Source organism: Edaphobacter sp. FHG110511_03 (assembly GCF_059115365.1).
Genome location: NZ_JBZYWL010000004.1, coordinates 161,565 through 181,157 on the forward strand (window position 1 = coordinate 161,565; position 19,593 = coordinate 181,157).

General features: G+C 59.5%; 19 protein-coding genes and 1 tRNA gene. 10 read left to right on the plus strand and 10 right to left on the minus strand.

Annotated elements, in window-relative coordinates; translation table 11 throughout:
* Positions 1–30: 30 nt before the first annotated feature.
* The 3 genes from AC5S26_RS17685 to AC5S26_RS17695 form a co-directional block, all read right to left on the minus strand.
* Positions 31–504: an MEKHLA domain-containing protein gene (locus AC5S26_RS17685; RefSeq protein WP_494186250.1), complete on the minus strand. Its 474-nt coding sequence runs from the start codon at positions 502–504 to the stop codon at positions 31–33.
* Between the two features lie 105 nt (positions 505–609).
* Positions 610–1,614: a type I glyceraldehyde-3-phosphate dehydrogenase gene (gap, locus tag AC5S26_RS17690; protein ID WP_494186251.1), complete on the minus strand. Its 1,005-nt coding sequence runs from the start codon at positions 1,612–1,614 to the stop codon at positions 610–612.
* 133 nt (positions 1,615–1,747) lie between these two features.
* A complete protein-coding gene (locus AC5S26_RS17695; RefSeq protein WP_494186252.1) occupies positions 1,748–1,981 on the minus strand; it encodes a hypothetical protein in 234 nt (77 codons plus the stop codon).
* Between the two features lie 169 nt (positions 1,982–2,150).
* On the opposite strand from AC5S26_RS17695, the gene AC5S26_RS17700 reads away from it, so the two are divergent.
* The 6 genes from AC5S26_RS17700 (at position 2,151) to AC5S26_RS17725 (ending at position 6,395) form a co-directional block, all read left to right on the plus strand.
* Positions 2,151–2,963 (plus strand): AAA family ATPase, encoded by an 813-nt coding sequence (locus AC5S26_RS17700; protein WP_494186253.1) that lies wholly within the window; start codon positions 2,151–2,153, stop codon positions 2,961–2,963.
* A gap of 27 nt (positions 2,964–2,990) precedes the next feature.
* Positions 2,991–3,752: an ATP-binding cassette domain-containing protein gene (locus tag AC5S26_RS17705; protein ID WP_494186254.1), complete on the plus strand. Its 762-nt coding sequence runs from the start codon at positions 2,991–2,993 to the stop codon at positions 3,750–3,752.
* Positions 3,749–4,381, plus strand: coding sequence for an ABC transporter permease (locus tag AC5S26_RS17710; protein WP_494186255.1), 633 nt, complete (start codon positions 3,749–3,751; stop codon positions 4,379–4,381). The genes AC5S26_RS17705 and AC5S26_RS17710 overlap by 4 nt, the downstream gene beginning before the upstream one ends.
* 38 nt (positions 4,382–4,419) lie before the next feature.
* Positions 4,420–5,319, plus strand: coding sequence for a glycine betaine ABC transporter substrate-binding protein (locus tag AC5S26_RS17715; protein ID WP_494186256.1), 900 nt, complete (start codon positions 4,420–4,422; stop codon positions 5,317–5,319).
* Positions 5,320–5,406: 87 nt separating this feature from the next.
* Positions 5,407–5,883, plus strand: coding sequence for a DUF1203 domain-containing protein (locus AC5S26_RS17720; RefSeq protein WP_494186257.1), 477 nt, complete (start codon positions 5,407–5,409; stop codon positions 5,881–5,883).
* Positions 5,883–6,395 carry a DinB family protein gene (locus AC5S26_RS17725; protein WP_494186258.1) on the plus strand — a complete coding sequence of 171 codons (513 nt, stop codon included), beginning with the start codon at positions 5,883–5,885 and terminating at the stop codon, positions 6,393–6,395. The genes AC5S26_RS17720 and AC5S26_RS17725 overlap by 1 nt, the downstream gene beginning before the upstream one ends.
* Before the next feature lie 99 nt (positions 6,396–6,494).
* Here the strand turns inward: AC5S26_RS17725 and AC5S26_RS17730 are convergent, their stop codons facing one another.
* A complete protein-coding gene (locus tag AC5S26_RS17730) occupies positions 6,495–8,702 on the minus strand; it encodes a DUF748 domain-containing protein (RefSeq protein ID WP_494186259.1) in 2,208 nt (735 codons plus the stop codon).
* A gap of 494 nt (positions 8,703–9,196) precedes the next feature.
* Positions 9,197–9,835, minus strand: coding sequence for a GTP cyclohydrolase II (ribA, locus tag AC5S26_RS17735; protein WP_494186660.1), 639 nt, complete (start codon positions 9,833–9,835; stop codon positions 9,197–9,199).
* A 218-nt stretch (positions 9,836–10,053) separates the two neighbouring features.
* On the opposite strand from ribA, the gene AC5S26_RS17740 reads away from it, so the two are divergent.
* Positions 10,054–11,388 (plus strand): sensor histidine kinase, encoded by a 1,335-nt coding sequence (locus AC5S26_RS17740; RefSeq protein ID WP_494186661.1) that lies wholly within the window; start codon positions 10,054–10,056, stop codon positions 11,386–11,388.
* A gap of 32 nt (positions 11,389–11,420) precedes the next feature.
* On the opposite strand, the gene bshA is transcribed toward AC5S26_RS17740, so the two are convergent.
* Positions 11,421–12,578 (minus strand): N-acetyl-alpha-D-glucosaminyl L-malate synthase BshA, encoded by a 1,158-nt coding sequence (gene bshA / locus AC5S26_RS17745; RefSeq protein WP_494186260.1) that lies wholly within the window; start codon positions 12,576–12,578, stop codon positions 11,421–11,423.
* A 100-nt stretch (positions 12,579–12,678) separates the two neighbouring features.
* Positions 12,679–13,569 (minus strand): ChbG/HpnK family deacetylase, encoded by an 891-nt coding sequence (locus AC5S26_RS17750; RefSeq protein ID WP_494186261.1) that lies wholly within the window; start codon positions 13,567–13,569, stop codon positions 12,679–12,681.
* 162 nt (positions 13,570–13,731) lie between these two features.
* Between AC5S26_RS17750 and AC5S26_RS17755 the strand changes: the two genes are divergently transcribed.
* Positions 13,732–14,847: an NAD(P)/FAD-dependent oxidoreductase gene (locus tag AC5S26_RS17755; protein ID WP_494186262.1), complete on the plus strand. Its 1,116-nt coding sequence runs from the start codon at positions 13,732–13,734 to the stop codon at positions 14,845–14,847.
* A 16-nt stretch (positions 14,848–14,863) separates the two neighbouring features.
* Here AC5S26_RS17755 and AC5S26_RS17760 read toward each other — a convergent pair whose 3' ends face one another.
* Positions 14,864–16,054, minus strand: coding sequence for an OpgC family protein (locus AC5S26_RS17760; protein WP_494186263.1), 1,191 nt, complete (start codon positions 16,052–16,054; stop codon positions 14,864–14,866).
* A gap of 229 nt (positions 16,055–16,283) precedes the next feature.
* Here AC5S26_RS17760 and AC5S26_RS17765 point away from each other — a divergent pair, with 229 nt between their 5' ends.
* Positions 16,284–16,676 (plus strand): hypothetical protein, encoded by a 393-nt coding sequence (locus tag AC5S26_RS17765; RefSeq protein ID WP_494186264.1) that lies wholly within the window; start codon positions 16,284–16,286, stop codon positions 16,674–16,676.
* A 156-nt stretch (positions 16,677–16,832) separates the two neighbouring features.
* Here AC5S26_RS17765 and AC5S26_RS17770 read toward each other — a convergent pair whose 3' ends face one another.
* The gene (locus AC5S26_RS17770) at positions 16,833–17,402 is read right to left on the minus strand and encodes a cupin domain-containing protein (protein WP_494186265.1); all 570 of its coding nucleotides are present in this window, start codon (positions 17,400–17,402) and stop codon (positions 16,833–16,835) included.
* A 462-nt stretch (positions 17,403–17,864) separates the two neighbouring features.
* Positions 17,865–17,941: transfer RNA gene (locus AC5S26_RS17775), tRNA-Val, on the minus strand.
* Between the two features lie 160 nt (positions 17,942–18,101).
* Here AC5S26_RS17775 and AC5S26_RS17780 point away from each other — a divergent pair.
* Positions 18,102–19,562, plus strand: coding sequence for an MBL fold metallo-hydrolase RNA specificity domain-containing protein (locus AC5S26_RS17780; protein WP_494186266.1), 1,461 nt, complete (start codon positions 18,102–18,104; stop codon positions 19,560–19,562).
* The last annotated feature ends 31 nt before the right edge of the window (positions 19,563–19,593 follow it).

The window sequence follows — 19,593 nt, forward strand, 5'->3', positions numbered from 1 at the left end:
CAGGGGATTGGATGTTAACAATCTCCTGCTCTACAGAACGCTTTTCATCGCATCCGTCGGAAGCATCGCCGCTTGTCCATGATGTGTTCCGTGATCGTCGATCAGCTGCCAGACGGTTGCATTCTCTATGCGGAAGCGTCGCCCGTCTTTTGTGATGCGAATGCCGGAGTATCCCGAGACGAAACCGTCATGTTGGACCTGTTCGAGAAAACGCTGTCGTTCGCCACGTTCGGGAGCTTCGGCGGAAAGACGCGATGGCAGAGCCGTCAGCTCGTCCCAACTGTATCCAAACAGAGATTGCGCGGTCTGGTTGCCGTAGACGAAGACGGGATCCGTCGCAGTGTTGTGGGCAAGAACACCGAAGGGAGCGCTCTTGTAGAGCCATTCGGATGCCTGGGATTCGTCGAGTTTCTCCGGTGTAAGAGAAAGCCCGGTAAGACGATGGTAGCTGTCCCTAAGCAAACGAAAGAAGGAAAGGTCGAAACGTAGATCGCTTGAAGCCATAACGGGGTACAGAGAAGTTGCGAAGTACTGTCTGTTGCGATTCCGGAACGACCCGGGCACGAAAGCCCGGGTCGTTTTCCCGGAGTGATGGTTCTGGTTGCTGTATTACAGGCCCTTCTTCACGAGGAAGAGGATGAGGTCCTTGACGCGGTTGGAATAACCCCACTCGTTGTCGTACCAGCCGATAACCTTACCGGTATTCCCGATAACCTTGGTCAGCTTTGAATCGAAGATCGAGGAGAGGGGATTGCCACGGAAGTCGCTCGAGACGAGCTCTTCCTCGGTATAGCCGAGAATGCCTTTCAACGGGCCTTCGGCGGCAGCCTTGATGGCGGCGTTGACGCTCTCAGCCGTGATCGGCTTCTCGGAGACGAACGTAAGATCAACTACCGAGACCGTCGGGGTTGGGACGCGAATGGAGAAGCCGTCGAGCTTGCCGGCCATCTCGGGGATGACGAGCTTGAGGGCCTTTGCGGCACCGGTGCTGGTGGGGATCATGGAGAGTGCGGCGGCGCGGGCTCGGCGAAGATCCTTATGCGGAGCATCCAGAACGACCTGATCGTTGGTGTAGCTGTGGATCGTGTTCATCAGGCCGTTTACGATGCCGAAGTTCTCGTGCAGCACCTTCACGATGGGGGCAAGGCAGTTGGTGGTGCAGCTCGCGTTCGAGATGACGTTGTGCTTGGAGGCGTCGTATTTGCCTTCGTTGACGCCCAGCACGATGGTGATGTCCTCGTTGCTGGCCGGAGCGGAGATGATGACCTTCTTCACGGTCGAACCGAGATGGGCCTTGGCCTTCTCCGCGTCCGTGAAGAAGCCGGTGGACTCAACAACCACCTGGGCTCCAACTGAGGCCCAGTCGAGCTTGGCCGGATCGCGCTCGGCGAAGACCTTGATCTGCTTGCCATCGACCGAGATGAAGTCCGGTCCATGCTTGATGTCGTGGTGCAGGTTGCCAAGGATCGAATCGTACTTCAGCAGGTGCGCGAGTGTGGCCGGCGTGGTCAGGTCATTGACGGCGACAAATTCGATTTCAGGGTTTCCGAGAGCGCTGCGGAAGACGTTGCGTCCGATGCGGCCGAAGCCGTTGATACCTACCTTTACAGCCATGTTTACCGTTGCTCCTGTCGTGTGGTGCTGAGTAGTTATTCGTTTTATCTATTGTAGAACGGCCAAAATGGCCCGTACATCATCAACACCGGATGCTACCACCGGTGTACGGGCCGCCGCAAAGGTCGAAGCCCTAGAAGCTGAAGAACTTCTCCCGCAATGCGTCCTCGTAAAGACGCTTTGCGGCGCTCACCTTTTCGCCTGCCTGCTGTTGAAGATCAGCAGCGGACTCCCATTGATCGATGTCAGCGACGGAGTGCTCTGAGGAAGCCAGGGCTTCCTCCTGACGGATCGTCGTAATCCAAGCCTCGACGGCTTCCTTGAAGGCATTCTGAAGCTGATCGAGTTCCGCGGTCTCTGTTTGCATACATCACCTCGTACCGGGCAAGGTAGCTGCGCAGGATGAATGGACGATGTACTGATATCGAGAAAAATCGAGAAAGCGTTGCCGTCATGGGTTCCCTGATTTGCGAGCGGGTTTAGCCGTGTGTTACAAGCGACGTATGCGCGATCTGCGCGAATGGATAAGCGAAAAGATGAGACGACGCCCAAGACGTGGACCGAATGATTCGGAGTCCACGGGCAAGAGCGGGCAGGAACTGCCCGCAAATCAACCGGCACCCCTCCGGCCCTCTTACCCGGATCAGACTTCGGTCGAAGCCCGCGAGCCAAAGCCACGGCCCTTGGCGGCGGAGCCTGAGATCCAGGTCCCCGATGAGCCGGCACCGCCGTTTTCCCCCGCAGAGCAGGAACAGAAGCTCGTCGTGGAGACCCAGCCGGATTCGGTTGCGGTAGCGCCAGCCGAGCAGCCTGCTGCAAAGTCTCCGAAGGGATACGTCGTGCTGACGATCGGCCTCCCGGGATCGGGCAAGACGACCTGGTACAAACGCCGCGGAGTCACACCCCTGTCGAGCGATCTGCTTCGGACGATCCTGTTCGACGACATTACGGAACAGCGCTATCAGGGCCTTGTATTCTCCACCCTGAGAAGTCTCCTGCGCGCGCGTTTGATCGCCAAGATGCCTTGGAACTACGTCGACGCGACCAACCTGTCGCCGCATGAGCGCAGGCAGTGGATCCGGATGGCGAAGAGCTTCGGCTATGAGGTTCAGGCCGTCTTCTTCGACGTTCCCCTGGCTGTGTGCATGGAGCGGAACAGCAAACGCGATCGCTCCGTCTCAGACGAGGTAATGCAGAAGATGGCGGAGCGTCTGAAGCCGCCGAACTTCAAAGAAGGCTTCGACAAGATCACCATCGTTCGGGTGAAAGGGCAACCCGGAAACGGCAGCGAGCCTGCCGCGGTTGGTTCGCCGGCCAGTGCCGAGTCGGACCCCGACGCCGCGCAGTAATCTGCAAGGCGCGGTAAAGTAGACCACATGCCCACGGCTGGCGTTGAGTTCGCGAAGGTGAGCTATACGCCGGCAGGTGGGCCTCTTGTTTTGCGTGAGATCTCCCTCTCGCTCGCCGCCGGCACCACGACGGCGCTGCTGGGGCGCAGTGGATCGGGCAAGACCACCTTGCTGCGGACCGTGAATGGTCTGGTTAGGCCGACCTCGGGCCAAGTCACGGTGAACGGCCAGACGGTAAATGCGATTCACGGCACCGACGAACTGGCAGCCCTGAGGCGCGGCATCGGCTACGTGATCCAGGAAACCGGTCTCTTTCCCCACATGACGGTGGAACGCAACGCCGGGCTTGGTCTTGAGCTTGCGGGAAAGTCGAAGACTGAGATAGCGACACGTGCGCAAGAGGTAATCCTGCAGGTAGGTCTGGACTTCGATTCACTGCATGAACGGTTTCCCTGGCAGCTTTCCGGTGGCCAGCGTCAGAGAGTGGGGTTGGCACGGGCCCTCGCGCTCAATCCCCCTGTGCTCCTCATGGACGAACCGTTTGGGGCGCTGGACCCGCTGACCCGGGCAGAGATGCAAACGATGCTCAAGGCGCTGTTGAGCCGGATGAGCAAGACCGTTCTGCTGGTAACGCATGATCTGGACGAGGCGCTTTACCTGGCCGACCGCGTTCTCATACTGGCAGACGGAGTCGTCGTTGCCGATCTGCCTCCAGCTGATGTGGAGGGCTCCGATAACTCTCATGTAAAACATTATGTTTCTGCCGTACATCGCATGGTGAGAACATGATGCAATTCATCAGGCAGCATGGGTGGGAGATCGGGCGGTTGACCTTCGAGCATCTGTGGCTAACGTTGAGCGCCATGCTGTTTGCGGTCGCGATCGGGCTGCCGCTTGGGATTCTGCTGACTCGAAAACGTCGCTGGGCGAATCCCGTTATCGGGTTTGCGAATGTGGTGCAGACTGTGCCGAGCCTCGCGCTCTTCGGCCTACTATTACCGGTGCCCTGGCTGGGAGAAAATGCGGCTCGTCTAGCGATTGTGGCGCTCACCGGCTACGCTCTGCTGCCAATCCTGCGCAACACGTACGCGGGAATCGGCAGCGTCGATGTGCAGTTGACCGATGTCGCCAACGCCATGGGGATGACAGGTTGGCAGCGGCTCAGGAAAGTTGAACTGCCGTTGGCGGCGAGCGTGATTCTGGCAGGTGTGCGTACCGCGACAGTGATCTGTGTGGGTGTGGCGACGATCGCGGCGGCGATTGGGGCAGGAGGTCTCGGCGAGTTGATCTTCCGCGGGGTGGCGAGCGTGGATAACGGCTTGGTACTGGCCGGGGCGATTCCAGCCGCCCTGCTGGCGCTTATCGCAGACGCAATGCTGGGATGGGTGGAAAAGAGACTGGCGGTGCGGCGGTCATGAGGAGCGGATCCGCCAGGCGGGGAGTCGAATCGCGTATCTTGCGGCCGGGTCTTTTTGTGAGCGGCGCCGCAATCTGCCTGCTGCTGTGGTGCGTTGCATGTGCTCCACCGCGATCTTCGCGAGTGACCATTGGGGCGAAGAACTTTACCGAACAGGTTGTGCTGGGCGAGCTGCTGGCGCAGGAGATCGAGGCCGTCACCGGCCAGCCGGTGGAACGGCGCTTTTACCTGGCCGGAAGCTACCTCTGCCAGCAGGCGCTGGTGAGCGGACGAATCGACGGCTACGTGGAGTACACGGGGACGGCGCTGACCGCGATCCTCAAGCAGCCTCTGCCGCCGATTGGGCAGCGCGAGCGAACCCAGGTCTTTGAGACAGTGCGGCGTCTGTACGAGCAGCGCTATCAGATTCGCGTCGAGCCGGGGTTGGGCTTCGAGAACACCTTCGCCATGGTAGTGCGCGGAGACGAGGCGAAGCGGATGAACCTCACGACCATCTCGGATGCCGTGCCACACGCACGAGAGATGCGGCTCGGTGTAGGGTACGAGTTTCAGGAGCGGCCCGATGGCCTGCATGGGCTGGAAGCCGCCTATGGGCTGAAGTTCAACGACGATCCGCGGACGATGGATCTGGGACTGCTCTACCGGGCGCTCTCGGCAGATCAGGTCGATATGGTTGCCGGAAATTCGACTGATGGACCGATCCGGGCACTGAGACTGGTTGCGCTCGAGGACGATAAGCATTACTTCCCGCCCTATGAAGCAGTCCCATTGATCCGGGAGGACTCTCTGAGGCGGCATCCAAAGATCCAGACCGCAATGGACAGGCTGGCGGGAAAGTTGACCGCCGATGAGGTTCGCGGGATGAACGATGCCGTGGATGGTCAGCACAGGGATGTCGCAGAAGTGGTCCGCGAGTTCCGTAAGAGCAAGGGCCTTTGAGTTTGGGTGAACAGATCGGAGTGTAGCTGCAGCCAGCAAGGTTCAGACTTTTCTCAGGGTCAACAGACCTGATGAGGAGAGTGTGAGATGACTGAGATTCGAGTGATTGCATTGCCGACCGAGACCGCGAAGAAGATGTTGGAGACGAAGAGCTCGCCCGGCTATGGGCATCCGGCTCATACGGAAGTAGCGAAGGGGCACGGGCCTTGCAGGCACTGTCTGCGTCCGTTCCGCATCGGAGAAGAGAGCAGGACGCTGTTTACCTGCAATCCGTTTTACGGGCTGGCTCCAGTGCCAGCCCCTGGACCGGTGTTTATTCATTCGGATCTGTGCGAGCGGTTCGACGAGGAAGCAGGCTATCCGAGCGAGCTTGTACCTTATCCAGTGGTGCTCGATGGATACGATGGAGAGCAGAGGCTGTTGACGGAACGGCGTGCGGCAGCAGGCGATCAGGAGGCAGAGATCGCCAAGATCTTTGAAGATGTTTCGGTGCAGTATGTGTTGGTGCGGGATGGCGAGGCGGGCTGCTTCGACTTCCGCGTGGAGAGGATGGAGGTGGCCTGATGACGGATGAGAGGGTTGAGCCGTGGTTGAGGGGCACGCGGGGCGAGGTGGATGCGGTTCGACGCGGAGTGCTGCATGCGCTTGAACTTGCGGCTGAGGATCTTGCGCTATGGTGCGATCGCTTGAATGGCGAAGAGATGGAGGCTCGTCCGTTTGGGCTTCCTTCCGTGGGATTTCAGCTGCGGCACATCGCTCGCTCGCTCGATCGGCTGCTGACCTATGCGGACGGCCAGCAGCTCACGGAGCGGCAGCTGAAGCTGTTGAAGACAGAAGACGAGTTTGTCGATCGTGAAGCGACTCTGATGGAGTTCGCGGAGGCGATCGAGGTTTCGACCACACGGGTTCTCGCGTTCTCCGATAAGAGTTATGAGCAACCACGCTCGGTGGGAAGAAAGAAGCTCCCCACCACCGTGGGCGGTTTGCTGGTGCATTGCGCGGATCATACGCAGCGCCATGTGGGACAGGCCATCACGACTGCGAAGGTCGTAATGGCCACGCGAGAAAATAGCTGATCAACAAGAAAAGCAGGAAGTAAATCCAGAGGCCGAAGCCCATTCCCATATCAAAGTCTGGCGGCGCGGCTGAAGCTGTGCCGCCAGACGAGTGCTTCTTCAGCGCTTCTTGTTGAGAAGGCCGCCGAGGACATCGCCAAGAGGGTCGGCCGGCTTCTGCGCGGGAGCGTTCTTCGCCCCTCCTGTAAAGGCGGAGGCTCCGCTCTTCATGGCTCCGCTGAGATTCGGAGTGAAGGTCGGGTTCGAGGTGGTGCCTCCGATGGCGACGGGGACGCCGTTGCGGAGTGCGCTGGTCGCGACGCCGCCAATTGCGCCCGCGGCTCCGCTGTTGGGGATCATGCCCATGAGTGAGCCGGCGATGCCGCCGATTCCGGCAGCGCTGCTGCCTGCTTTGCCTCCACCCAGGAGACCCGTGAGCTTGAGGATGACGTTGTAGTTAAGCGCTCCGGATGCGGCAACAGTTCCTGCCCCAGTTGCGGTTCCGAGAGCGGGAACATCGAGGGCGAGGTTGTCGGTGCGGACGTTGCCGCCGTCGACGCGGATGTTGGTGCTGAGGGAGCGGACGGCGGTGCCGGAGCCGGTATTGGGCTTGCCTCCGGTGAGTGCGGTGATGCTGGAGAGCTTGGAGCCGAGATCGAACCCAGCGAGGTTGGTGTTATTGAGACTGATTGGGCCGTTGATGATGGGATTGGCGGTGGACCCCGTGACGTTGAGGTTCGCGGTGAGGGTTCCTCCCTGCAGGCGTGAGCCCGTGGGCAGGTGCACTCCGACAGCGGGAAGAAAGGCCTGGAGCTCATCGATCGAGAGAGACTGGCCGTTGACCTTGAGGTTAATCGCCGTGGTAGGCCCGCTGGTTTGGTAGGTCCCGTTGATATTGATTGCGACGCGGCCGATGGTGACGGTTGCGCTTGAGATCTGTCCGGTGAGAGCCTGCATGTTCTGCACGAGCGCCATCTGAAGATTGACGGGCAGGGTAGAGGGGGAGCCGTTGCGTGCCAGTTGCAGGTTCTGGGCGTTGGCCGAGATATTCGCGTTAAGGGCCTTGCCGTCGGAGGTGGCCTTGAGATCGACGTTGGCGATGCCTTTAATTCCGGTCTCGGGCGCAACCAGGCCACTCGAAGCAAGATCGATATGGTTGAGGACAGCGTGGGTATTGAGAGGCGTGGAGTCGGCGTCGTCGTAGTTGATGGGACCGGCGTTTCCGTCTGCGGTCAGAGAGCCTCCACCGGGAACCTGGGCGGTGAGTTTGAAGGGCGAGGACGCAGTGGGCGAGAGGTTGGTGACCTCCGCGTTGAGCTGTTGGTAGACGGCTGGCTTGGATTGGCCCGCGGTACTGAGCGAGAGGGTGCCGTTCTTCACCTGAAGATGATCCGCAGTGAGAGTACTGAGCATGTCGTTACTGTCGGGAGCCTTCTGCGGAGTGGGCGCAGCCTTGGGGGTTCCTTTGCGGACGACGTTGAGGTTGGGGGTATCAACGGTGAGGTTGGCTACGTGAAGCTGCTTGCCGTTCCAGGTGGCTTCGACGTCGATGGCATTGATGGTGCCGGTGATTCCGGCAGCGGGCTCGAGGAAGCCTGCGGCGACGGGATCGATATGCTTGACCGTCAGTTTGGCTCCGAAGGGAGTAAGCGAGGCATCGGCAGCGTTGATGGGCCCCGCGTTGCCGTTGAGGGCGACGGTTCCATCGCCCGGAAGATGAGCCGAGACAGTAAAGGGAAAGGCCTTGGAGAAGGCGAAGTTCTTCGCCTGCAAATTGACCTGGTCATAGGTCCGCTTGGGAGTCGCAGGGGCTCCGGGGGCGGATTCGGTGGAGACGGTGAGCTGTCCGTTGGTGACGTTGACATGGCCGACGGTAACGCCGGTCATGGAGCTGGAACCATCGCCAGCGGAGGGGGCCTTTGAAGATGCTGCGCCGATTGTGGAGTAGTTCCAGGTGCCGTTGGCGTGACGGATGAGGTTGATCTTCGGGGAGTCGATGGCGAAGCCGGTGATGCGGACCTGACGGCTGAGGATGAGGGGAATCATCTCGACGTCGATTTTGACCGAGGCGGCCTGGAGGAAGGGCTGGCTGCTGAAGGCGGGATCGTCGGCGACGGTGTTGTTCTCGGCGACGAGGCTGCCGGACCAGACGGAGAGGTCGAGCTTGCCGAAGGTGACTTTGCGACCAAGCGCAGTGGTGAGCTCGCTTTCGATGCGGGTGCGGAAGGTGTCGGCGTTGAGGAAGAGCGGTATCGCGACCACGGCGATCACAATGAGGGCGAGAAGGCTTCCGAGGATGATCAGAAGAGTTCGGTGACGGGCGGCCATGAGCTTTCCTCCTGCTGACTGCTGATTAAAGGTGCTTTCCGTTGCGATGCGAATTTAGATGAGGCGGATGGAAGTGGCGGCCCCCCTCCCCCCCATACTAAATGTGTCAAAGTCTTCATTCTTCACGATTTAGGCCCGGACCTGCCAACTTAGACGCGTAAAGGGGAGGAGCGTGGTTGCTAAGGAGCCCAGTTTTTTTCTTTCTACCAGTTTAGCGAAAAGGGTGAAACTGATCGGCAGATGGATCTGCCTGATGGGGAGTAGTTTAGCCCCTAACGGAGGTTGACAGGTTTTGCGGAAGGTTCGAGGGGTTGGTCGTCGGAGGTTTGAGACGGGTGCCTCTGGGGGCATGGGTGGCGGCGCAAGCGGAATACAGGGATTCCTCGGCTTCGCTCGGAATGACGTCCCAGGACGATGTACCCAGGATGACGTGCCCAGGACGATGTACCCAGGATGACGTGCCCAGGACGACGCCTGAATCGGTGTGCGAGGCGCTAGCCTACGAGGTGGCCCATCTTTTCGCGTTTGGTCTGCAGATAGCGCTGGTTGGTGGGTTCGGGGGGAACTTCGGCGGAGATGCGCTCGACAACCTGGATGCCTGCGAGCTCGAGAGCCTCGACCTTGGCGGGGTTGTTGGTAATGAGGCGGACGGCCGGAACTTTGAGGAGCTTGAGGACTTCGGCGGGAAGCTCGTATTCGCGGCAGTCGGCCTTGTAGCCGAGCTCTAGATTGGCTTCGATGGTGTCGAGGCCCTGATCCTGCAGCTCATAGGCGCGTAGCTTGGCCATCAGACCGATTCCACGGCCTTCCTGCTGCTCGTAAAGCAGGATTCCGGAGCCGGCGTCGGCGATCATGGCCAGGGCAAGCTCAAGCTGCTGACGGCAGTCGCAGCGCAGGGAGTGGAAGACATCCCCGGTGAGGCATTGGGAATGGATGCGGACAATGGGGGGAGCAGTGTGGATGTCGCCCATGACGAGTGCGACGGCCCCTTCGACGCGGCGCGTCGGGGCGGGCAGGGCGTCGTTACAGGACTCGGGGTTGTCGATAATACCTTCAAAGCCGAGGATCCGGAAGGATCCCCATCGGGTAGGAAAGTCAGCGTTGGCGACCTTGTTTACGGCAGTAAAAGGCATCTCTTTTGGATTATACGTTTTGGCGCTCACTTCAATTAGATTCCTGTGGGTGGGGCAGCGATGCATATTGGAAGACGGTTCGAGCTTCGCTCGAATAGTCACCTTAGTCTTCTGACGACTTTGCCCGTCCCAAGGCGGCGTAAAGTAAGGACGTGGTGCATATTTCACAGTCCCTGATTCTGATTACGCTGCTGGTGGAGCTGGGCGTGGCGGCGGCGATGTCGAGCTCGCTGGCGCGATCGAAGAAGTTCAAGGATGCGCTGCTGGCTCCACGGAAGACACCGCTTCAGAAGGCTGAGCTTGCGGCGATGATCTGCGCTCCGCTGGTGCTGGGCGTTCTGGTCCGGGTAAAGGTACCAAACTTTCTTGCGGCAGATCTTTCGTTCGAGACTACCTTTCTTCTGGGAATCCTGCTGGGGCCGGTGACGGCGATGGCAGGAGGGACGGCGCTGGCGATTCCGGCGCTGATGCATCACGAGTACTGGGCGCTGCCGGTGAACCTGATTGTGGCGGCGGTGGCAGGAACGTTTGCGAGATTCGCCGATCCCGAGGACGTGTGGTCGTTCTCGCCGATGATCGACCTCAGCATCTATCGCTGGATCAGGAGAAACCTGAAGCGTCCGCACCTGGACCGGCAGGTGTTGCTGCTGGTGGTGATTGCAGGGATGCAGTTCTGCGCGAGCCTGCTCTCGTGGTTCAACCCGCGACGATATTTCAGCCTGCACTCGGGAGAGTGGTGGGTGGAGCTGCTGATCTGCGCGAATGCACCGATTGTGGTGGGGATTCCGCTGAAGATCTGGAATGCGATCCGGGTGGAGAGGAAGCTGGAGGAGCAGGGAAGGCTGTTGCTGGAGGCGCGGCTGGATGCGTTGCAACGGCAGATCAATCCGCATTTTCTGTTCAATACTTTGAACTCGATTACTTCACTGGTGCGGTCGCAGCCGGAGCTGGCGCGGGAGATGATCGTGAAGCTCGCGAATATTCTGCGCGTGCTGCTGAAGGATCGCGATGCCTTTGTCCCGTTCCACGAAGAGCTGGCGTTTACGGATGATTACCTGGATATCGAGGTGGTGCGGTTTGGCGCGAAGCTGAGGGTGGTGAAGGAGATCGCTCCGGAGACGCTGGATGTGGTGGTGCCGGGTATGCTGCTGCAGCCGCTGATCGAGAACAGCATCAAGCATGGCCTGGAGCCGCGGATCAGCGGAGGGACGGTCACGGTGCGGAGTCGCATCGACGATGACGGAATGATGGTGATCGAAGTAGAGGACGACGGGGTAGGGATGTCGATCGAGCGCAACGAGGTTTCGGGGGCGGAGTCGATGGTGCATCAGGGAGCCGGGATCGGAATGAAGAATGTGCGCGAGCGCATGGAGGTTCAGTACGGCAGCACGGCAAGCGTGGAGACGAACAGCAGGCCAGGACGGGGAACGAAGGTAACGCTGCGAATGCCGGTGCTGGAGGCGCAGAGCTGGACGCAGAGTGGAAGGCATGTGCTGGAAGTTGCGGTGAGCGCGATGGACGATGTAATGCGACGGGCGAAGGCTCGGGGATAGATGGGTGGGTTTGAGCTTCGGCTGAACCTGAACTATGTGTGGGTCTGATCGAGGATGCGCTGGTAGTACTGCTCGTAGAGCGGGATGATGCGGGTGGTGCAGAAGCGATCCTGGGCGGTGCGGCGGGCGGCCTGGGCCATGGCTTCGAGGCGAGCGGTGTCGTTGAGTAAGGCGATGGCGGCCTGGGCCATGCTGTCTACGTCTCCGATGGGAAAGAGAAGTCCGTTGACGTTGTCGTCAATAAGTTCGGGGACTCCACCGACGCGGGTGGCGATGGCGGGGACGCCGCAGGCCATGGCTTCGAGGGCAGCGAGGCCGAAGGACTCCATCTGGCTGGGCATGATCATGAGGTCGGCGAGAGGGAGCAGCTCGTGGACGTTGTCTTGTTTGCCGAGGAAGTGGATGCGGTCCTGGACGCCGTGACGGAGCGCGAGGTGTTCGGCTGCGCTACGGTCGGGACCGTCGCCGATGAGCATGAGGCGCGCGGGAAGAGTGCTGGCGACGCGGGCGAAGACTTCGACGACGTCGAGGACGCGCTTGACGGGGCGGAAGTTGGAGAGGTGGACGAAGAGCTTTTCGTCGGGGGAGGCGAAGCGGGGGCGCATCTCGGCGACGAGGTCGGGCTTGCGGGTGTAGAGGTCGCAGTTGACGAAGTTGCGGATGACCTCGATCTCGGAGGTGATGCCGAAGGCTTCGTGGGTGCGGTCGGCGAGGTGCGCGGAGATGGCGGTGACGCCGTGGGAGCGCTCGATGGCGAAGCGGGTGATGGGAAGGTAGGAGGGATCGAGCCCGATGAGGGTGATGTCGGTTCCGTGGAGCGTGGTGATGAAAGGAAGATTACGGCGGCGCTCCGGGAGGGAGTGCGAGGCGATCATCTGGCTGGCGAGCAGGGCGCTGACGGAGTGGGGAATGGCGTAGTGGACGTGGAGGAGATCGAGCGAGTAGAAGTCGGCGACCTCGGCCATGCGGGTTGCGAGGGCGAGATCGTAGGGAGGGTACTCGAAGAGGGGATAGGTCGCGACGGAGACTTCGTGGAAGTGGATGTTGGCCTCGCGCCCGGTGAGGCGGAAGGGCTGCGACGAGGTGATGAAGTGGACCTGGTGGCCGCGTGCGGCGAGTTCGATGCCGAGTTCGGTGGCGACGACTCCGGAGCCGCCGTAGGTGGGATAGCAGGTGATGCCGATCTTCATCGTGGCTCCAGAACGTTGCGCCGGAATGGCGGGTGGGCAGTGGCGGAGAACCGCAGATCCTTCGACTCTGCCTATGGCATAAAGACGCCATAGGCTTCGCTCAGGATGCCACGTTCAGCTTAGCTGCGTTGAGGCTACCGTAGTGGATGAGCGTGGGAGCGTTTGGTTGCGAGAGTCTTGCGGGGATGGCGCTCAGGAGAGCCTGCATCTCGATCTCTCGATGGGAGCGGAGGCGCGTGGTGACGCGGTCGAGATCGCGGTCGTTGTAGCCGGGATGACAGACCAGCTCGAAGGTTCCGGTTGCGGGCATCGCCTTCAGGATCTCGTCAAGGGTAGAAGTGTTGAGATTGCCGGTTGCGGAGACTCCGAGGGTTCCGTCAGTCGTGAGGACACGGCTGTTTTGAAGCTGCGGGTGGCGCTCGAAGGTAGGGCGAAGGCGATTGAGGAGATGGATCTGTAAGCGCCGCTTGAGATCAGCGTGTGCGAGCCGCTGCGTGAACGCCGGTTCAAAGGGATCGCGGATGGCCATGATCTTCGCGCGTTCGAGCACACGAAGGAGTGGGCGGGTAACAGCGGGAAAGAGATGCGTGTGCTTGTGGGTGTCGACGTGAGTGATGGCGACGTTGGCCTGTCGGAGTCTGTCGATCTGGGCCTCAGCCTCTCGCTCGATGTCGGCCTCACGGACGTGGCCGCGAAGCAGAGCCTGGACAAAGTTCATCAGGGATGCGCGGAAGGTTTTTCCATCGGGACCGAGCAGGGAGGGAATGGTCTCGGGAGGGGAGGCGGGGACGCCGTCGGTGAGGACGATGTGGCAGCCGATGCCGAGGGACGGGAGGCTGCGGGCGATGGCGATGGCGTCCTTGAAGGCGGGGCCGGTGGCCATGAGGGTTGCGGAGGTGAGAACGCCGGCGCGATGGAGCTCGGCGATGGAGCGATTGATGCCTGAGGTCAGGCCGAAGTCGTCTGCGTTGATGATGAGGCGGGAAGGCATGGAAAGCGAGACGGCAGGCGCAACCGTTGTTGTGCCGCTTGCACTACTTTAGCAGGGGAAGAAATGGAGTGAGAGACGGGAGATGCAACAACTTCACAATCTCTCGACAGCAAAGTTACATTTGAGGCCTATCGCTCTAAATGGCCGTGTAGTCGAATCTACATGCGTAAGACCGAGGTGTTTGTCTGTGGGGGAGGGCCAGCAGGTTTAGCTGCCGCGATTGCATCGCGAAGCCAGGGATTCGATGTTGTGGTCGCGGATTGCTTCAAGCCACCCATCGATAAGGCATGCGGGGAAGGATTGATGCCGGATGGTCTGGCCGCTCTCGCAGCTTTGGGTGTGACACTGCCTGTGGATGAGACCGGTGTCTTTCAGGGGATTCGATTTGTGGAAGGCGGCCGATCCATGGAAGCACGTTTTCCTCGAGGGCCGGGGAGGGGAATTCGCCGGATTGTTCTTCATGAGCTGCTACGCCAGAGAGCGCTTGCTTTGGGGGTGAAGTTTCTATGGTCCACGCAGGTCCTGGGAGTGCGGAAGAATGTAGTTCGGACCGGGGAAGAGGAGATTCGGACGGACTGGATTGTAGGCGCGGATGGGCTGCAGTCCCGCATTCGCAAATGGTCCGGGCTTGGATGGGGCAAACGTCTGAGCCGGCGCATTGGTTTGAGGCAACACTTCAAAGTGCGACCGTGGAGTGAGTTCATGGAGGTTCATTGGTGCGATCTGGGACAGGCCTATGTGACGCCTGTCAGCGCAGAGGAGATCTGCGTGGTGGTGGTGGGTCGTAAACGATTTGGATCGGTTCGCGCGGCGTTGTCGTACTTCCCCGAGCTGGCGTCGCGACTCGCGGGTGGGGAGCCCGTGAGTGGGGAGCGCGGAGCCTTGACGGAGGGGCATCGCTACGATCGGGTTACACAAGGATGTACCGCACTGATCGGCGATGCTTCGGGCTCCGTGGATGCAATTGCAGGGCAGGGCCTGGCGCTTTCGTTTTTTCAGGCGACAGCACTTGGAGCTGCTTTAAAGAACGGCAATTTGAGGTCTTACGAGGAGGCTCATCGGCGGATTCGAAAGGTGCCGGTCTTCATGTCCCAGACGATGCTTCTGCTGGATCGCTTTGGGCCAATCCGCCGCTGGACGCAGGCAACCTTCCAGAGCAATCCTGAGCTCTTCGAGCGGATGCTGTCGGTACATGTGGGGGAATCTCCTCTGGCGTTCTGGGGGGAGCGTGGGGCTCTTCGCCTGGGAGTCCAGATGTTGATGCAGCAGCGCACATAATGCTTGCCAGGGTTGGCTAGCCCGGAGTGGGTGCGTCGCTGGGGTAGGGATCGACCCTGGGAGTGCCATTTTGCTGCTGACGGTTGTTCTCGCGAACGGCCACGAGAAACATTCCCGAGAAGGTGAGGAGGATGAGGAGCGCGGCTTGCACGCCGTGAAGGTGTCCGGCATCTCCCGCTAGCAAGGCAAGCCCGACGAAGACGAAGAAGAGATGCGCGCAGAAGACCTCAAGCGAGGCCTTTCCCAGGGTAAGGAACGGCTCGACGGTGACGAGACGCTTGACGACGCTGCGCGATCCATAAAGGAAGATAGCGAAGGCCACCAGGTTGAGCAGGCGAAGGGGACCGATCTGCCATTTATCGAGCTGGAGGCCGAAGAACTGCGGGGAGAGATGCGGCCCGAACCAGGAGTGTCGTACGCCCATGAAGAAGAGGCAGACCGCTGCGCTGACGAAGTAGATTGCGCGAGGAAGCCGGTTGAAGGGCCGGTCGCGGTCGGCGATGGAGGCGCCGATCCAGAGGCCGAGAACCCAGACAAGCTGCCAGGCGAAGAGATTGAATGCGCCGGTCTCCTGCAGGGGAATATGAAGATGGGTGGTTCGTACAACGAGATCGTGGACCCAGGTTCTTAGGCCAAACTGGGCCAGCAGCCAGATACTGCCGCTTGCCATGAGAATCCAGCCCCATCCTCTGCGAGCCGCGAAGATAAGCAGCGGTGGCGTGGCGACCATGAAGACGATGTAGATCGGCAGGATGTCGAGCAGCGGCGGGCAGTAGATCAGCAGCAGAGAAGAGACAATCGCCGAGAACGGATGCGCGAGGTAATAGTTCAGCAGATTGACAAGTGCGGCACGATGGGCGTGAGAGGCCACTGACGCCGCGATGGTGAAGGCAAACAGCAACATAAAGAGGTGATAGCCGTAGATGCGAAGGCTGCGCTTCCAGATCTTGTCGCGCATCTGCTGCGGGTCGTCTGCCGCACGGCGAATGGAAAGCATCGCGAGCAGAAGTCCGGAGAGAAAGACGAATCCCTCGGCAGAGGAGACGAAGCCGATGGGCTGATTGAAATAGTCGCTCAGGTGTGTGGGAAGGTGGTTGAGGGTCATCCAGACCAGGAAGAACCCGCGCAGCGCATCCAGCTCGGGCCGGCGCTTCGATGGCGCCAAATGAGAAACGGACGTCGACGTTTGCTCTAATTCAATTGCCACCGCCGTTGCTCCTGTCTATAAGACGCGCTCAGGAGACCGATGTTGCGTTCCCTGCGTTTCTGATTTGATGAGCTGGAGGGGATTCGGTTGCCGTGATGGCCGAGGAAGGTTCGCTTGCTGCGAAGCTGAAACCTGCCCAAAAACCTCTGGCCCATCGATTCGGAATGAGAGAAACAGGCAACAGCAAGAGCAAAGGCCAAATACAGGGATCTCTCCACTTCGCCGCGCGATGAAGCTACGCGGCTCCGGTCGAGATGACGAGTTTTTTGAGTTATTGGACCGGATCTCAGATGCAGTATCTAAGACACGATTCATGCATCCTAAGGCAGGGGGAGACGTAAGCATGGTTTTGAGGACGGTGAGCAGGAACTGGGTGGTCTGTCCTGCCTGTGGAGAAAAGCACGGGGAATGCGGCGATTGGGTGAAGAGCATGCCGCACCGGGAGCTATGCTCCTGCGGGGTGGAGATGCTGTGCTGGTTTGAGAGCGAAATTACCTATCACGCGGAGATCCTGGCGGAACCGAAACGCGCTACCCAAAAGGAAAAGAAAAAGAAGCCAAAGGACAAGAAGCGGCGAGCAGAGACGAAAGAGGTGAAGAAAAAAGGCAGGAAGAAACGGTGACCGCTTCTCTGACATTCGCCTCCGGCCGCACACGGGGCAACTTGGCGTGACTGGGGGGGCGGTCTTAGGAGGCCAGCGACAGCGGGGCCGACAGCAGAGCAATCAAGACACACAGACCTGATCTCGCGATTGAGGCTATGAGCTCTCGGCGTGACATTAGTGTTGAACGGCAGTGGTTGGAGGAAAGATAGGCGGCCCCAACATCTCCATCCCGTATCTGTTCATGATTTGTTCCATCTGTGCAGGGCTTACCTTGTCCATCATCCCCTTAACAAATGCGTCGAAGAAGTTTTCAAAGCCACCGGGCTGACACATAAGAATCATCCTGCCCTCGGTTGTACTTGTGTTGGCCCAGACGTGCGGAATATCCCGTGGTGCCCAGATACCTCCGCCAACAGGCAATGTATATTTCACATCGCCCACTTCGAACAAATATTCACCGGCCAGAACGTAGTACCACTCGTCCTCACGATGGTGGATATGTCTCGGGGGTCCGCCTCGAGGGGGTGCACTCAACTCAAACAATGAACACACACCGAGGCTGTCCTCGCTGGTAAGCTTGCACGCCGCCCCCGTTCGCAATTCGGGAACGGTATAGGCGAAGCGGTTCTCGCCAGGCTTTGTGACAACGACTTTGCGGGATCCCGGCGCCTGTGCAGGCAACAACGACGTGATCGAAGCGATACCAAAGGCCTGGAACGCAGTACGGCGACTCAGAATCGGCATTTAGACACCTCTCAAGAAGTGGTCTGAAATTCATTCTGGCCCGAACCCTTTGCCAATCAGTCTACGACGAATCGATGAGACTTGCTTTGGCTGAAATGGTCAGCCTCAGTCCGGTTACCACGTCAAATATCGGCCTAAACGAAAGATCTCGCCTTGGTAAAAATGCGAATCGCTGCGTGTGCGGTGACGTTTTAGCCGTCTCAACACAGAGTGACTAACGAGTGACAGCCGTTATGACCCTCATCGAATCGGGCACACAATCGGACAAATGAGCACGACCCCTGAGAACTTTCCGGTCGAAGATGATGGTCTGGTTTGCTCAACAGTTGGGCAGATGGCCACCGAGGTGGTCAAGTGAGTAAATTTCCCGGTCACTACCAGAATCACTACCCAATGGTTTTTTCAGTCCTTGTGCTGGAACCAAAAAAACTTGTAACTCATTCACGTTACGGTATTGATGAGTGGTGGGCAGAGAGGGACTCGAACCCCCGACATCCTGCTTGTAAGGCAGGCGCTCTAACCAACTGAGCTATCCGCCCACTTCGATGAAGTGTGACATCACCAGTGTATGGGACAGGCGTGGGAGATGCAATTGGTCTGTCTGTGTGGGATGAGCAATTTGTCAGGAGAGGGAGTTCCGTCTATCTTCATTGCTTGTATGCGTTTGAAGGTATCTGACCGGAAGGAAGATGAGACAGCATGGGGATTCGTTTGCATTTCTGGGGCGCAGCGCGGACGGTTACAGGATCGTCGCATCATCTGGAGTGTGCGGGACGTCAGATTCTTCTGGACTGCGGCCTGTTTCAGGGCAAACGGCAGGAAGCCCAGGCGATCAACAAGCACCTGGCGTTGAAGCCGGAGGAGCTGGCGGCCCAGAACGGAAACGCGCTGAGCGCGGTCGTGCTCTCCCATGCGCATATCGATCACAGCGGAAATCTTCCAGGGCTGGTGAACCAGGGATATCGCGGCCCGATTTATACCACGCAGACGACGATCGATCTCTGCGACCCGATGTTGAAGGACAGTGCGCATATTCAGGAAGGCGACGCTGACTTTATGAATCGGAGAAGATCGCGCCGCAAGATGGTTGGGGTTCCTCCGGGAGCGGAGCCCGTCGAGCCCCTCTATACCCAGGAGGATGCCGAACAGGTTTTGCGCCAGATGCGTCCGGTAAAGCTGCACGAGCCGACTGTACTAACAGGTTCGACCAAAGAGGAAGGGTTCAGCGTTTCGCTGACGAACGCGGGGCACATGCTGGGTTCGACGTGCGTGCTGGTGGAGGCTGCGGAACGAGGACAGAAGACGCGCCTGCTGTTCTCGGGGGATGTGGGAAGAAAGAACCTCCCGATTATCCAGGATCCGGATGAGGCTCCTGCGGCCGATTACCTGATCATGGAGAGCACCTATGGAAATCGTCTGCACCAGCCGCCCGGGCCGGTGAAGCAGAAGCTGGCCAGGTTGGTGAACCGTGTTGCGGCTCGTGGAGGGCGCATCATCGTTCCGGCGTTTGCCGTGGAAAGGACGCAGCAGCTGGTGATGCTGCTGCACGAGCTCACGGAAGAGAAGCAGATTCCCGAGCTTCCCATGTTTGTGGACAGTCCTTTGGCAAGCAAGGTTACGGAGGTGTTTCGCAACCATACGGAAGACTGGGACCAGGAGATCAGCGAACATTTTCAGAAGGGAATCGATCCCTTCGGTTGGGAGCGGCTGCGGTATACGCAGACGGTGCAGGAAAGCAAGGCGCTGAATGACCTGCATGTCCCGTTCATCGTGATGTCGGCTTCGGGAATGTGCGAGGCGGGAAGGATTCTGCATCACCTGAAGAACGGGATTGAAGATCCCCGCAACCTGATCCTGATTACCGGCTACCAGGCTGCAAATACGCTGGGCCGCAAGCTGGTGGACAGGCTTGCGGAGGTGAATATCTTTGGTGAGCCTATGCGGCTTCGCGCGGAGGTCGACTCCATCGGCGAGTTGAGCGGACATGCCGACCAGCACGAGCTGCTGTCATGGATGGAGCCTGCGGTGAAGAGCCTGAAGAAGGTCTTCCTGGTGCATGGGGAGCCTCTGGCGCAACAGGCTCTGCAGGAAGAGATCCAGCGGCGTTATGGGCTGGAGGTGGTTTGTCCGGGACGAGGCGACCGGTTCGAGGTAGGCTAAACGATTTCGAGGATGGCGGATCCTGCGCCAG